The 14,711-nt window shown below is 70.7% G+C and carries 10 protein-coding genes; 2 read left to right on the forward strand and 8 right to left on the reverse strand.

The annotated features are described in order from the left end of the window. Positions 1 to 44: 44 nt before the first annotated feature. Together F8M74_RS04355 and ltaE are read right to left on the reverse strand one after the other, a co-directional pair. Positions 45 to 1,007 (reverse strand): M23 family metallopeptidase, encoded by a 963-nt coding sequence (locus tag F8M74_RS04355; RefSeq protein ID WP_141257834.1) that lies wholly within the window; start codon positions 1,005 to 1,007, stop codon positions 45 to 47. Between the two features lie 101 nt (positions 1,008 to 1,108). Continuing rightward, the gene (ltaE, locus tag F8M74_RS04360; protein ID WP_141257835.1) at positions 1,109 to 2,134 is read right to left on the reverse strand and encodes a low-specificity L-threonine aldolase; all 1,026 of its coding nucleotides are present in this window, start codon (positions 2,132 to 2,134) and stop codon (positions 1,109 to 1,111) included. Positions 2,135 to 2,202: 68 nt separating this feature from the next. Here ltaE and nth point away from each other — a divergent pair, with 68 nt between their 5' ends. Beyond that, positions 2,203 to 2,919 carry an endonuclease III gene (gene nth, locus F8M74_RS04365; protein WP_255470636.1) on the forward strand — a complete coding sequence of 239 codons (717 nt, stop codon included), beginning with the start codon at positions 2,203 to 2,205 and terminating at the stop codon, positions 2,917 to 2,919. Here nth and def read toward each other — a convergent pair. The 6 genes from def to galU form a co-directional block, all read right to left on the reverse strand. Beyond that, a complete protein-coding gene (gene def / locus F8M74_RS04370; protein WP_090484493.1) occupies positions 2,873 to 3,406 on the reverse strand; it encodes a peptide deformylase in 534 nt (177 codons plus the stop codon). The two genes, nth and def, sit on opposite strands and share 47 nt — an antisense overlap. An 89-nt stretch (positions 3,407 to 3,495) precedes the next feature. After that, positions 3,496 to 8,874, reverse strand: a complete 5,379-nt coding sequence (locus F8M74_RS04375) for a DnaJ domain-containing protein (protein ID WP_141279539.1) — start codon at positions 8,872 to 8,874, stop codon at positions 3,496 to 3,498. A gap of 15 nt (positions 8,875 to 8,889) precedes the next feature. After that, positions 8,890 to 11,277: a primosomal protein N' gene (gene priA / locus F8M74_RS04380; protein ID WP_141258230.1), complete on the reverse strand. Its 2,388-nt coding sequence runs from the start codon at positions 11,275 to 11,277 to the stop codon at positions 8,890 to 8,892. Between the two features lie 134 nt (positions 11,278 to 11,411). Beyond that, complete coding sequence (locus F8M74_RS04385) at positions 11,412 to 12,038, reverse strand: glutathione S-transferase family protein (RefSeq protein ID WP_141258231.1); 627 nt, start codon at positions 12,036 to 12,038, stop codon at positions 11,412 to 11,414. Positions 12,039 to 12,146: 108 nt separating this feature from the next. Further along, entirely contained in the window at positions 12,147 to 12,902 is a 756-nt protein-coding gene (locus F8M74_RS04390) for a hypothetical protein (RefSeq protein ID WP_141258232.1), read from the reverse strand. Further along, complete coding sequence (galU, locus tag F8M74_RS04395; RefSeq protein ID WP_140788461.1) at positions 12,899 to 13,801, reverse strand: UTP--glucose-1-phosphate uridylyltransferase GalU; 903 nt, start codon at positions 13,799 to 13,801, stop codon at positions 12,899 to 12,901. Before galU ends, F8M74_RS04390 begins: the two co-directional genes overlap by 4 nt. Before the next feature lie 60 nt (positions 13,802 to 13,861). On the opposite strand from galU, the gene F8M74_RS04400 reads away from it, so the two are divergent. Next, on the forward strand, positions 13,862 to 14,710 hold the full coding sequence (locus tag F8M74_RS04400) for a hypothetical protein (RefSeq protein WP_141258233.1): 849 nt from the start codon (positions 13,862 to 13,864) through the stop codon (positions 14,708 to 14,710). Position 14,711: the final 1 nt, after the last annotated feature.

The following is a 14,711-nucleotide window of genomic DNA, read 5'->3' on the forward strand; positions in this document are numbered from 1 at the left end:
CAGGGGCGCTCACCCGAAAGGGGGCGCCCCTGTTGCATTGCGGGCTAGCGGCTTACGGGCCCACGGGCCACCGCCGGCACGGGCTCCGGAGGCGGCTCCGCGTCACCCAGCGCCTCCAGCGGGTCCATGGGCTGGCCGTCACGCCACAGCTCGAAGTGGAGGTGGACGCCGGTGGCCAGCCCTGTCTCCCCGGCCAGCCCCACGGCGTTGCCTCGCTCCAGCACCTCGCCAGGGTCCACCAGCACGCGGGACAGGTGGCTGTAGCGCGTCACCCAGCGCCCCTCATGCTGGACCTCCACCTGGAGGCCATGGTCGCCATTGTGGCCCGCACGCAGCACCACGCCCTTGTCCGCAGTGTAGATGGGCTGGCCCTGCGTCGCGGCCAGGTCGACCCCCAGGTGGCGCCGGTGCACGCCTGTCACGGGGTGCCAGCGGTAGCCGAAGAGGCTGGTGACGGACACCGGATCCACCGGCCAGGAGAAGCGCGGAAGCGCATCCTCGGCCGGCTCGGGCGGCTGCTCCAGGCGGCGCAGCTCGGCGGTGCGCAGCGCCAGTCGGCCCACGCGCAACACCACCGCCTCGGCCAACGGGGCCGGCATGTCGCCATAGGTGAAGCCGTCCCGCTCCAGCTCGGCCTCCAGGACGCTCTGGGCCTGCAGCAAATCACCCGAGCCGACGCGCGGCGCCGCGGGACGCGACAGGAAGCCGTCCAATGCGAAGGTCACCTGCTCCCAATTCTCTACCTGGGCGGCGGGCATCGTCCCGCCTCGCGCCACCTGCTGACGAAGGCCCTGTGCTCGCGACGCGAAGGCGGCGAGCACGGCATGCAGCTCCGGAGCAGTCTCCGGCGCGGGCGGTCGCACTCGGAGGGGCGCTGGTGATGCATCTGGCGCGCGCGACTGTGAAGCCGAGGTGGCGTAGAGCTCCTCGAAACTCATCTTCGGCTCCGCGCCTCGGGTAGCGCAGGCACAAGCTGTAGCGAAGGCGAGGAGGCTGAGGCGGCGCACGGCGGTGCGAGCCTACCATGGCCCGCCCGGAGCGCTCCTTCCCCAACCCGTGTGCGCGCCCAGGGATGTCCACGGACGCGCGTTTCACCCCAAGACTGTGCTCACCCCACGGCGCGTCGGATGCGCTGCAGGGCTTCGTCGATGTCGGCAGCGGACACATCCAGATGGGTGACGAGGCGCAGCGTCCGAGGAGCACCCGCGGGGTTCGTCAGGACCCCGTGCTGCTCCAGTCGCGCCACCATTTCCAGAGCGGACCGGGAGAACTCCGCGAAGACCATGTTGGTCTCCACCCGCGAAGCGTCCACCTTCACGCCGGGCAACTCCGCCAGCCCTGCGGCCAGCCTGCGGGCGTTCGCATGGTCATCCGCCAGCCGCTCTACATGGTGCTCCAGTGCATGCAGCGCGGCCGCCGCCAGGATGCCTGCCTGCCGCATGCCACCGCCCAGCCGCTTGCGCAGCCGGCGCGCCTCGCGAATGACGTCCGCGCGCCCCGCCAGGGCCGAGCCCACCGGAGCGCCCAGGCCCTTCGAGAAACACACGGACGTCGTGTCCGTCAGCGCGGCCCAGGCGGACACCGGCACGCCCAGGGCGACACTGGCGTTGAAGAGCCTGGCTCCATCCAGGTGGACGGCCAGCCCCGCCTTGCGCGCCGCTTCCACGACGGCTCGGAAGCGCTCCACCGGCCATACCGAACCACCACCCCGGTTGTGCGTGTTCTCCAGCGACAGCAGGCGCGTGCGCGGATTGTGGATGTTGTCCTCGCGCACGGCCGCGCTCACGTCCTCCGGCGACAGCAGACCGCGCTGTCCTGGCAGCGGCTGCGGCTGCACGCCCCACAAGGCGGGCACCGCGCCCCCTTCGTAGTGAAGGATGTGGCTGCCTGCTTCGGTGAGCACCTCGTCGCCCGCCCGGCAATGCGCGCCGATGGCCAGCTGGTTGGCCTGCGTACCCGAAGGCACGAAGACGGCGGCCTCCAAGCCGAGCCGCTCGGCCACCCGTGCCTCCAGACGGAGCACAGTGGGGTCTTCGCCATAAACGTCATCCCCCACTTCGGCTTCGGCGATGGCGCGCCGCATGGCGGCCGTGGGCTGGGTGACGGTGTCGGAACGGAAGTCGATGCGCTTCATGAATCTCCCCGAATGGGTGCGTCCAACCGGTGCTTGGGCTCGCAGCCGGTGTGACATACAACGGCGCCGTGCCTGGACGTGAGACGGTCGCGGAGAAGCGAAAGCGCGCGTTGCTGGTGATGGACCGCCTGGCTGCGGACATGCCGGATGCCCGCATCGAGCTGGACTATCGGACGCCCCTGGAGCTGCTGGTGGCCGTCATCCTCTCCGCGCAGTGCACGGACAAGCGCGTCAACATGGTGACGCCTGCCCTCTTCCAGCGCTTCTCCAACGCCCAGGCCTATGCGGAAGCAGAACCGTCGGACGTGGAGCCCTTCATCCGCACCTGCGGCTTGTACCGCGCCAAGGCGAAGAACATCGTCGCGGCCGCCCGGTCGCTGGTGCAGGAGCACGCCGGGCAGGTTCCCTTGAAGCGGGACGCGCTGGAGAAGCTACCAGGCGTGGGCCGCAAGACGGCGGGCGTGGTGTGCATCCACCTGGGAGGCGACGTGGCCTTCCCCGTGGACACGCATGTGAAGCGGCTCGCCTTCCGGCTCGGGTTCACCACGAAGGCGGACCCGGACAAGGTGGAAGCCGACATGCAGGCCGTGCTGCCGTCGGAGCGGTGGGCCCTGGGCCACCAGCTCCTGGTGTGGCACGGGCGGCGGACCTGCTTTGCCCGCTCGCCCGCGTGTGAGCGCTGCGTCGTCGCGGACCTGTGCCCGAAGAAGGGCGTGAAGGTCCAGAAGGACGCCAGCGCTACGGAGACGCCGGCGCGCTCACCTCGCGCTCGCGCGAAGTCTTGAGGCGCTTCATCCGCTTGCGGATGAACTCGCGCTTCAGGGACGAGATGTGGTCCACGAAGACGGTGCCGTTGAGGTGGTCCGTCTCGTGCTGCACCGCGATGGACAGCAGCCCGTCACAGCGCAGCGTCTGCTCCTGACCGTCCGGGTCCAGGAACTTCACGGTGACCACGGCGGCCCGGTCGACATCCGCGGCCTCGCCAGGGATGGACAGGCAACCCTCGTTGTAGGTCGTGTCGCCTTCCATGGCGATGATCTCCGGATTGATCATCGCAATGGGCTTCAGCTCCGGCTGGCTGTGCGTGGTGTCCAGCACGATGACGCGCTGGAGCACGCCGATTTGCGGGGCGGCCAGGCCCACGCCTTCAGCGGAGTACATCGTTTCGAACATGTCCTTCACCAGCGTGCGGGTGGAGTCATCCACCTTCGCCACCGGCTTGGCCTTCTGCTTCAGGACAGGGTCGGGCCAGATGAGGATCTCGCGGACCATGGACGCCGTCTTAATCTCACCGGAGCGGACGGGCAACCGCTCCGGGTGGGCCGCCCTGCACTCCCGGGAGGCCTTCCGTCCGACGGGCGTCAGTCGAGCAGGCTTCGGGCGTACTCCGCGCGCAGCCGGTCGTCTCCCAGGGCCTGGGCGGCCTCGGCGAGCACGGTGCGAATCTGCTGCGCACGGTGCTGGAGCGCCGGGTCGGGATGTCCCGCGAAGCGCAGCGGGTGGAACTCAGCGGCCAGCAGCTCGTAGGCGCGTTTGACCTCCTCGCCCCCCGCCGAGCGGGCCAGCCCCAGCACCGCGAAGTAGTCCGCGTCCTGGATCTCCTCGAACTTGGCTTCCAGGCGCCGGACGTCCAGCTCCGGCGGCAGGTCGCCCGCGTCTTCATCCGTGGCGGGCTCCAGCGAGACGAGCCCCAGCGTCCGCGCCACCGCGAGCGACTTCAAGGCCGAGTCCTGCGGCAGCCCCGCGCCCAGGAGCAGCGCCTCCAGCGTGTGCTCTCCGTCCACCTGGGACAGGAGCTGGAGGTCCCGCGAGGGCAGACCGAAGTCATCCGGGGCCAGGTGGATGTCGCCGCGGGTGACGCGTGCGCGCAGGCTCCCGGCGGCCTCCAGCAGGGATTCGGAGGTGAGGGTGTTGCGCAGGGCCTCGGCCAACAGGTGCAGCGGCGGACGCGTGGCGGCGGCGAGCGCCACCTCGTGCGGCGCTGGCTCCGGCACCAGGCGGTAGAGCGTCGAGGACTCCGCCAGCGCGTCCAGGAAGACCTGCTCGGTGTAGCGCTGGACCAGGGGCACGGCTTCGGACTCCCGCAGGTAGCCCCGGCCCCGCAGTGCTTCCAGCAGCGCGGCCGTGGTGGCGCTGCGCACCAGCCGCAGCTCGCCTTCCTGCCGCGCGTCGATGAGCCCGTCCGCGCGGGCCCGGTCGACCAACGACTCCCCCTGCGCGGAGGAGACGGCCCCCACAAGCGCCCCGTCCCGCAGCCAGAGGACGCGCAGGGCGTTCATCACCTTCAGCTCCAACCGCATCTCCATGCGGGCCTCGCAGAGCCGGAGCACCAGCTTCGTCAGGCCATCCTGGGTGACGCTGCCACTGCGGGCCACGGCCAGCTCGGGTCTGCCGGGAGGTGCTTCCAGGGGCAGCATGGATGCCCGGGCCTGGGCAGCGGCTTCCTCCGCGTCTCGGAGCGCGCGCTCCTCCAACTCCAGGCGCTCGCGCTCGGAGCGGGCCCGCTGCTCGGCGGACTCGGTGCGCAGTGCCTCCAGGGATTGCTCGAGGGACTCGCGTGCTTCACGCTCTTTCGCCAGGTTCTCTCGGGACTGCTGGTGCTCCAGGCGGAGCTCGGCGAGTTCCTCGGAGATTCTCGCGTTCTCCGCGAGGAGACGGGTCTCGGACTCGTTGCGGGCACGGGACTCTTCTTCGAGCCGGGATTCCAGCGTCGTGCGCTGCGTTGCCTCGGCGTCCAGGCGGACCTCGAGGGCCGTGCGATGGCGGCCTTCGGCCTTCGCGCGGGCGGTCGCTTCGGCTTCGGCCTGGGCGGACTGCTGGACGCGGGCCTCGGCCTCGGCACGGCGCTTCGCCTCGGCTTCAGCGCGGGACTCCGCCTCCTCGGCGGACTTCAGGGCGGCTTCGGCGCGGGCTTCCGCTTCGCGCCGTGCCTGGGACTCGGCTTCGGCCTGAGCGGCGGCGGTGACGCGGTGTTCTTCTTCCGTTCGGGCGCGTGCCTTCTCGGCGGCGAGGGACTCTCCTTCTCGCCTGGCCTGTGCTTCTGCTTCGGCGCGCTGCTGGGCTTCCTGCTCGGCGCGACTTTCCGCTTCGGCACGGGCCTGCGCTTCGCGCTCGGCGCGGGCTTCTGCTTCGGCACGGGCCTGCGCTTCATGTTCGGCACGGGCTTCGGCTTTCGCGCGGCGCTCCGCCTCCGCGGTAGCCTGTGCTTCCGCCTCCTCGCGAGCCTGGGTCTCCGTCTTCGCTAGCACCTCGGCTTCGGCGCGCAACGTGGCCTCGTGCTCGGCACGCGCCTCGGCTGCGGCTCGCGCCTCGGACTCACGGGAAGCACGCGTGTCCGCATCGGTTCGCGAGGACGCCTCGCTCTCCGCACGGACCTCGATTGCCGCACGCAACTTCGCCTCGCGCTCGGCGCGGGCCTCTATTTCGGACCGTGCGGCGACCTCTGCTTCGGCGCGGGCCTCGGCTGCGGCTCGCGCCTCGGCCTCGATTTCCGTGCGGGCTTCGGCTTCGCGTCGCGCGACGGCCTCGCTTTCGGCTCGGGCCTCCGCGGCTTGCCGTGCGGCTGCTTCGCTTTCGGCTCGAGCTTCGGCGTCCTTCAGCGCAGCTGTCGCGCGCTCAGCGTGGGCTTCGGCCTCAAGTCGTGCAGCGGCGTCTTGCTCCGCTCGGGCTTCGGCCTCCGCCCGGGCCGCAGCCTCGCTGTCAGCCTGGGCCTCGGCGTTTGCACGGAGATCCGCTTCTTGCTGAGCCCGGGATTCCGCCTTCTTCGCGCGGGCCTCTGCGTTCGCACGGGCCTCCGCTTCCTGCCCGGTGCGCGCATCAGACTCGGAGGTGACGCGGGCTTCCGCCGCCTGGCGAGCCAACGCCTCGGCTTCAGCACGCGCCTCAGCTTCCACGCGCGCCGTTGCCTCAATCTCGGCCCGGGCTTCTGCCTCGGCACGCGCCGTTGCTTCAATCTCTGCTCGGGCCTCGGCCTCGGCACGCGCCGTGGCGATGGACTCCAGACGCGCATCGGCGTCCACGCGAGCCGCGGACTCAATCTCCGCCCGGGCATCCGCCTCAGCCAGAGCCGTCGCGACCGATTCCACTCGGGCGTCGGCTTCGGCGCGCGCCGTGGCCTCAATCTCCGCTCGCGCGGAGGCCTCGGCAAGCGCCGCCTCTGCTGACGCCAGCCGTGCTTCGGCATCCACGCGGGCCGCGGATTCAATCTCGGCTCGGGCCTCGGCCTCGGCCAGCGCCGTGGCCACGGACTCCACACGGGCGTCCGCACCGAGTTCCGCCTGCACACGCGCCTCGGCGTCTGCCAGGGCCCGAGCAATCAGTTCCGATTGGGCTTCCGCCTCCGCCAACGCACGCGCCGCCAGCTCCGCGCGAGCCTCTGCCTCCGCCTGTGCACGCGCCGCCAGCTCCGCGCGAGCCTCTACTTCCTCAAGGGCTCGCGACAGGCTCTGCGCACGCGTCTCCGCTTCGAGCCGCGACTGGGCCTCCACTTCGGCGCGGGCCTCCGCGGCCTCGCGGGCACGGGCCTCCGCGTCGATGCGGGCTTCCGACACCGAGGTCAGGTCCTCGGCGGACTCGACCCGGCTCTCCGCGGCCTGACGCGCCTTGGACTCCGACTCGGCGCGGGCCTCCGAAACGACTCGCCCCGCGGCCTCCGACTCCAGGCGCGCTTCGAGCGCCTGCAATGCCTGCGTGCTCGCCGCGGCGCGAAGCTCCGCTGCCTCACGGGCCTGCGTCTCGGCCTCCGCGCGGGCCTCCGCGTCGATGGCCCGCAGCTCCGCCTCCGCGCAGGCATCCTCGAACCGGCGGACTTGGGCCTCGACCTCGGCGGTGAGCGTCTCCGCTTCCTCGCGGAGCCGGACTTGCGCCTCCAGCTCCTCGCGCAGCGCCGAGAGGTCGCCAGTCTCCTGCGCGTCGCCCGCCAGGGCAGCCCTGGCGGCGTCCATGGACGAAGGCGACTCCCGCCGACGGAGCCCTTCCAGCGCCGCTTCGGCTTCCACCCGCAGCAAGGACTCCCGCGAGCGCTCCTCTTCTTCCGCCGCGAGCCGCTCCTGGAGCCCCTGGACCTGCTGCTCGAGTTCGCGGCGCAGCGCGGCTTCCCGCTCCAGCGCCTCGGTGACGGAGCTCACACGCGCGTGAGCTTCCTCGAGCTGGCGCTCCGCCTCCTCCTGCTGGGCCTGCCACTGCGCCATCAGCGCGGGGACCGCGAAGCCTCCGGCGCCTGGGGCGGGCGTCTCGACGACGGGCGGCGCCTCTGGCGCGGGACTCGACGCCTCCGCATCCGAGTCGAACCAATCCTCCCCGATGCTGCGAGGATCCTCCTTCGGCGTCTCGGTGGACTCCCCGTCGAACCAGTCATCCCCCACGCCCGACGCCTGTGGCTCCTCGTCATCCTGGGACTGGGCTGACGCGGATTGCAGCTCCGCCTCCAGCAACTCCCAGTTGGACGCGGAGACCGCCGCCGCGTCCGGCTCCTCAGCGGCCTGTTCCGGCTCCGGCGTGCCCGCGGGCTCACCGAGCGCCGCCTCCGTGCCCCACGTGTCTTCCGTCTCCGATGACGGCGATTGCGGCTCGGCGTCCGCCGCCTGCTCGGGCTCCGTGGACGGCGCCTCACCGGGTACATCGCCCGCCCCATCTCCCCCCGAGCCCACGCGCCCCGCGTGCTCCATCTCGGGATCCGGAGGCAGCTCCGTCCAGGGCGAGCCCTCCGTGCTCACGGAGTCGAAGGAAGGCCCGCCGCGCATGGCGGCCAGCTCCGCCTCCGCCGCGGAGAGGGCATCCCCCACCGGGGCCTCCGGCGTATCGACGTCGAAGAACCCCTCATCGCCCAACCGAGGCGCCAGGGCCGCCGTGCGCATCGAAGGCTGAGAAACAGCCTCCTCCGTCCAGGCCAGCTGTCCCACCGGCGGCGCATCCTCGGCCGGCGCGGCGTCCTCCCCCTCAAGCCCCGCGGACGCTCCCTGCGCATCGTCTCCGGGCGCCTCGGCGGCCGGCTCAGCGTCCACCGCCGAGCCCCAGTCCTGCCCCTGCGAAGGCTCGCCCCACCCATCCGCCGAGTCCGGAGCAAGCGCCGAGTCGATGGAGGCCATCGCCTGGGCTTCCACCTCCAGGTGCGCCCGCTCCATGGCGGTGTCCAGGTCGCGCGTGCTCTGACGCTCGCGTTGCTGCGCCGCCTCGTGGGCGGAGCGCTCCGCGTCCGTCATGGCCGCCAGCTCCCAGTCCGTCTGATGCAGCGGCGCCAGGTCCCCGAAGAGCGCATTCGCCAGCGCGGGGTCGCCCGCCACCGAGGGCGGCGGGGTCGCGTGCCAGGACTCCGTCTCCGCACCCGTGGCCGCCGGGACACCACCACCCGACGGAGGCAGCTCCCGGGTCTCCACCACGTGCCAGGCGTCCGCATCCGCGGGGGCCTTGACCAGCGAATCCACCAGTTCGACGAAGGCCGCCCCTTCCAGGGGCAGCTGGGCCACGGGGGCGCTGAAGCCGGGGATGGACTCGCCCAGGAGCAGCACCCGGGCCGACTTGCCATCCGGGTGCTGGAGCAACTCCTCCAGCACGAGGTGGCCCCGGCCACTCTCCACGCCGGGCGCGAGCACGAGCAGCACGGGCAGGTGGTGCCCGTACGCAATGAGGGCATCCGCGGCGGAGGTGGCGAGGATGACCTCGTACCCTTCACGCGTGAGCAGGCGCCGCACGGCGGCGATATTGGCGATGTCGTCGTGGACGAGTAGGACCGGTGCGCCCATGGGGGGGCACCGAGTCTACAGCATGGCCCCCGGATCCACGTCGATCACGACCTTCACCGCGGAAGGAACATCGACCAGGGCCGCTTCCAACCGGGCGAGCAGCGGGGCGAGCGCCGTATGCGTTGGCCCCTTCAAGAGGAGCTGCCAGCGCGTCTTGCCACGGATGCGGGAGATGGGCGCCAGGGCCGGCCCCAGCATGCGGACCCCGGCGGACGCAGGAGGCATGTGCCGGGAGACGATGTTCCCCAGGGAGCGCGCCACGCTGGCCGTCTGTTCGGGGTGCTCCCCCTCCAGGCGGACGGCGGCCATGCGCGAATAGGGAGGGTAGGCCAGCGCCTTGCGCCACTCCAGTTCTTGATTGGCGAAGCCGTCGAAGTCATGGGCCAGCACGCGCCGCACCGGCTCCGCGTCCGGATTGTAGGTCTGCACCAGCACCCGGCCCGGGTCCTTGCCCCGGCCCGCGCGGCCGGACACCTGGGTGAGCAGATGGAAGGTGCGCTCGGCGGCACGGAAGTCCGGGATGGAGAGGGACGTGTCCGCCATGACGACACACACCAGCGTCACGCCTGGAAAGTCGTGCCCCTTGGCCACCATCTGCGTGCCCACCAGGACATCCAGTTCCCGGCGCGCGAACGAGGCCAGCATCTCCGTCAGCCGCTCGGCGCTGCTGGCCGAGTCCCGGTCCAACCGGGCGACGCGCGCGGTGGGGATGCGCTCCAGTACCTCCGCCTCCACACGCTCGGTGCCGATGCCCAGCTTGAGCATGGGGCCCGTGCACTCCAGACACTGCTCCGGCACCGGCATGGCCAGGCCGCAGTAGTGACACACCACCCGGTTCTGCGAGCGGTGGTGCGTGAGGCACACGTCACACTCGGTGCACTTGAGCGACAGGCCGCACACCTCACACAGGAGGACGGTGCTGTGGCCCCGGCGGTTGAGGAAGAGGATGACCTGCTGACCGCGGCCAATCGTCTCCGCCATCGCCTCCAGCAACGGAGGACTGAGGATGGGCGCCTCTTCCGTCACCACGCCCTCTCGCGGACGCTCCACGCGCAGGTCCACCAGCTCGATGGTGGGCATGGGCCGGTCATCCACGCGGTGCTTCAGCTCCAGCAACTGGTAGCGCCCGCGCTTCACGTTCTCCAGCGTCTCCAGCGCGGGCGTGGCCGAGCCCAGCACCACCACCGCGCCGGCCTGCTTGCCGCGCACGACGGCCAGGTCGCGCGCCTGGTAGCGCAGCTTCTCCTCCTGCTTGAAGGACGGGTCGTGCTCCTCGTCAACGACGATGAGCCCCAGGTTGTCCACCGGCGCGAACACCGCCGAGCGCACGCCCACGGCAATCTTCACGTCGCCGCGGCGCAGCGCCTGCCAGTGGAAGAGCCGCTCCCGGTCCTTCAGCGCCGAGTGCAGCACCGCCACCTCCGCGCCGAAACGGCTGCGGAAGCGGCCCACCAGCTGCGGCGTCAGCGCGATTTCCGGCACCAGGATGAGGCTGCCCTTCCCCAGCGACAGCGCATGCTCGGCCGCGCGCAGGTACACCTCCGTCTTCCCGCTGCCGGTGACGCCGTGCAGGAGGAAGGGCTGGAAGGTGGCCGCGTCCAGGGCCGCGCGCAGCACCACGCCCGCCGCGTCCTGCTCCGGCGTGAGGTGGTCCGGACGGCCCTGAATCAGGCCCTCCTTCACGCTGGCCTCCACCGTCTTCTCCTCCAGCCGGGCGAAGCCGCGCGTGGCCAGCTTCTTCAGCGTCTCTCGCGCGCCTGGAATCGCGTGGGCGACCTCTTCCAGCGGCGCGCTGCCTCCCACGGCCAGCAGATACGCGAGCGCGGCGGACTGGGCGGGCGCACGAGACAGCTCCGGCGGCACCTCGTTGACGAGCGCCACCGCGAAGTGCTGCACGTCCGGCTTGGCTTCCTTCTCATCCACGGCCTTCGACAGGCCGGGCGGCAGCGCGCCGCGAATCACCTCACCCAGCGGATAGCGGTAGTGCACGGCCGCGAAGCGCAGCAGCGAGATGAGGTCCTTGGGCAAAGACGGCGAGTCCTCCAGCACGCGCTGGACGGCCTTGAGCCTCACCTTCTCGCCAGTCGGCGGAGACGCGGGCCCCAGGTAGAAGCCCAGCGCCGTGCCCCGGCCGAAGGGCACCAGCACCCGCTGCCCCGGCTCCAGGCGGCCCGCCAACTCGTCCGGCAGGGTGTAGGTGAACTCGCCCCGGACGGGGCGGCCAACGGCGATGGAGGCCAGGACGGGAGTGCTCACTTCGGCGCGCACTGTAGCGGCGGCGGCAGGCTCGGACAGTTCCCGGCGGCTTTTCACACCGGAGGTGCGCACCGCCCTGGAACCCCGAGTCGTGGGGGCCTTCGCGGGCGCCGCGTCCGCCCCACTCCACAAGGGTCGCTGTTCCATGACACTCCCTTCAACCACCACCCCGGCCCCATCCGTCCTGCTACCGGGGTCCACAGTGCGCGAAGGGTCTGACATTCCCCGCCGGGTCCCGCCCGTGGGACGGAACCCGGCGTGTCAGGAGGCCACTTCGGGGCTCAGGCCCCGGTGACCTTCTTCCACGAAGGACGGCTCCGGACGCGCTCCCACCAGGCCGCCACGTTCGGGTGCTTGCCGACGAGCTCCGCGCCGCCCGCGGCGACGAAGAAGTCCATGTAGGGCATCCACGTCACCTCGGCGAGCGAGAAGCCGTCTCCCGCCAGGTACTGCTGCTTGCCCAGCACCGGCTCGATGATGCCGAAGACGCGCTCGACGCCCTGCAGGCCGTCGCTGATGCGCGCCTCGTCCGGCGCGCCGCCGCCCATCAACTTCTTGAAGACGCGCTCCCAGATGACCTTCATCGCTGCGGGCGAGAAGTAACACTGCTCCACGCTGATGAACTGCTCCATGCGCGCGTACGCATGCACATCGGACGGCGTCAGCGAGACCCCCGGCAGCTTGCGGTCCAGATAGCGGATGATGGCGCGCGACTCGTAGAGCCGGAAGCCGTCATCGTCCTCGAAGGCGGGGATGACACCGAAGGGGTGGCGCTCCAGGTACGCGGGGCTCTTCTGCTCCCCCTTCGTGAGGTCAACGAGGACGAGCTCCGCCTCCTGGCCCTTCTCCGCCAGGGTGGTGAGGACCGAACGCGTGGCAGTGCTCATCGGGAGGCCGTACACCTTCATGGGACATTCCTCTGCGTGGCGGGCCGGGGAAAATCCCGGCCAGGCGGGGCCAGACTCTTCATGGCCGCCGCCAGCGCCGCAAGGAATTCAGGAAAGTGGCGGCATTGACTACAGGGCGAAGAGCGAGTCGGGGAGGCTGGCCCGGTTGTCCCCCTTCAAGGCGGTGAAGCGCAGGTTGCGCTGACCGCCGCGCCACACCTCGATGGTGCGGGGCAGCCACTCCCCCGTTGCGGGCGAGTTGTAGTCCAGGAAGCGGACGTCCCAGGCCGTCCCCGACGCGTCCGAGTAACGCACCCGGGCCGGGCGAAAGGAGTCCTTGTAGACCCAGAACTGCGGGCGGCCCTCGGCCATGTCGCCGATGACGTAGGCCACCTCGCCGCCGAAGCGCGCCAGTCCGGTGCGCCCCGTGTCGATGCCCAAGCCCTGGAGGTGGCGAATCACCGCCTCCTTCAGTTCCTGCACGTTGCCGCTGCCCGTGGCGAGCAGCGGGCACACCTGCGAGACGAGCGCCGACATGGAGGGAATCTCGGTCCCCTGCACGCGACGGCGGCCACCTGACTGGACCACCGCGGACTGGGCGTTGCCGTCGGGCACGGAGGCCTCGAAGCGGCAGCGGCCGGGAGCGCGGATGGACAGCACGCCGTCACCCTGCACCTCCGGGCGGTCCGTGGGCGTCCCCAGCGCGGCGCCGGCTTCCTTGACGGCCGGACCTCCGAAGCTGAGGGAGCCTTCCACACGCAACGTGGACAGCCTCAGCTCGGCGCGCTCCGCCGACATGCGGCGGATGATGGAGCTGCCGGGCAGCACGTAGGCCGCCGCGGCGAAGGAGACCAGGACAGCGAGGAGTGCAACGGTGCGCTTCACGGCTTCTCCGTCTTCACGACTTCACGCATGTACTCGAGCAGCCCGGCACGCAGGTCCGGGCGCTTGAGCGCGTAGGCGATGTTGGCCTTCAGGTACCCCACCTTGTCGCCCGCGTCATAGCGCTGCCCCTTGAAGCGGTAGCCGAGCAGCCCCTTCGACTGCTGGAGCGTGGCCAGGCCGTCGGTGAGCTGGATTTCGCCGCCCACACCCGGCGTCTGGTTCTCCAGGATGGGGAAGATGTCGGGCGGCAGCACGTAGCGGCCGATGACGGCGAGGTTGGAGGGCGCGGTGCCCTTCTTCGGCTTCTCCACGATGCGGTCGATGCGCATGACGCCATCACCCAGGTCCGTGCCCGCGGCGATGCCGTACATGTGCGTCTCACTCTCCGGCACTTCCATGAGCGCGATGACCGCCTGGTTGTACTGGCGGTACACGCGAGCGAGCTGGCGGATTCCCGGCTCCTCGGCGTCAATCATGTCGTCGCCCAGCAACACGCCGAAGGGCTCGTCGCCGATGACGCTCTTGGCGCACAGCACCGCGTGGCCCAGTCCCTTGGGCTCCTTCTGACGGATGCTGACGACGCGCACGAGGTCCGCGATGGCGCGCAGCTTGTCGGCCTCGGACTCCTTGCCGCGCGCACGCAGCGTCGTCTCCAGTTCGAAGCCGATGTCGAAGTGGTCCTCGATGGCGCTCTTGCCACGGCCATTGATGAGGACGACATCCTCGATGCCGGCGGATACCGCCTCTTCCACGATGTACTGGAGCGTCGGAGTATCGACGATAGGCAGCATCTCCTTGGGAACCGCCTTGGTCGCCGGCAGGAAGCGCGTGCCCAGGCCGGCTGCCGGGATGACACACTTGCGGATGAGGGGCTCTACCTTCGAGGTTTTGGAGGCCATGTGGGCTGGGAATCTATTGATGGCCCCTGACCCCATCAAGCCGGATAGGATGGACTTGTCATGTTGCTCCGCGCCTTGCTGCTGATTGCCCTTTGTGTGTCCACTACCGCTCTGGCGCAGCCCGCCGAGGACCTTCGCGATGTCATGAGCGCACGCGCCTATGGCATGGGCGGCGCCTACCGGGCCCTGGGGCTGGGCACGGATGCCATCATGGGCAATCCAGCGGCGATGGTCCTCTACCCGTCCTACCGGGTTGAAGGCACCGGCGCGTGGGATACGCGGAGGAAGGAAGGGTTGCTGGGCGTCTCCGTCATCGACGCCGCCACGAGCCGCCTGGGGATGGGCGTGGACTACCACTGGGTGAGCGTGGGGCGCGGCGGCGCGCGTGCCAGCGCCCACCTCAGCTCGATGGGCGTGGGACTGCCCATCAGTCAGGCGCTCATGCTCGGCGCCACGGTGCGTTATCTGCGCATGAGCGGCCAGTCGCGGTTCGCCAACTCCGTCACCGGCGACGCGGGCCTGATACTCCGGCTGTCGCCGTCACTGATGGCGGGCTTCTCCGCGCACAATATCGTGGACACTGGCAATGAGGAGCTGACGCGCTACTACTCGGCGCACGTCGGGGTGATGACGGGGCTGCTGACGCTCGCAGGCGACGTGCGCGCGGACTTCACGACGAACGACACCAAGACGTTCACGTACCACGGCGGTCTGGAGTACATCCTGGGCGAGCTGTTCCCGGTGCGCGCGGGCTACTCCTACGACGGCTTCACGCGGACGTCGCAAATCAGCACGGGGCTCGGCTTCATGTCCGAGGGCGGAGGCGGCCTGGACTTCGGCTACCGCCACGACCTGGGCGGCCCCAAGGGGCGCATGCTGGCGCTCACCATCAAGCTGAACATGAACTGAG

Origin of the sequence: Myxococcus sp. CA023 (assembly GCF_010998615.1) — a bacterium.
Taxonomy (GTDB): Bacteria; Myxococcota; Myxococcia; order Myxococcales; family Myxococcaceae; genus Myxococcus.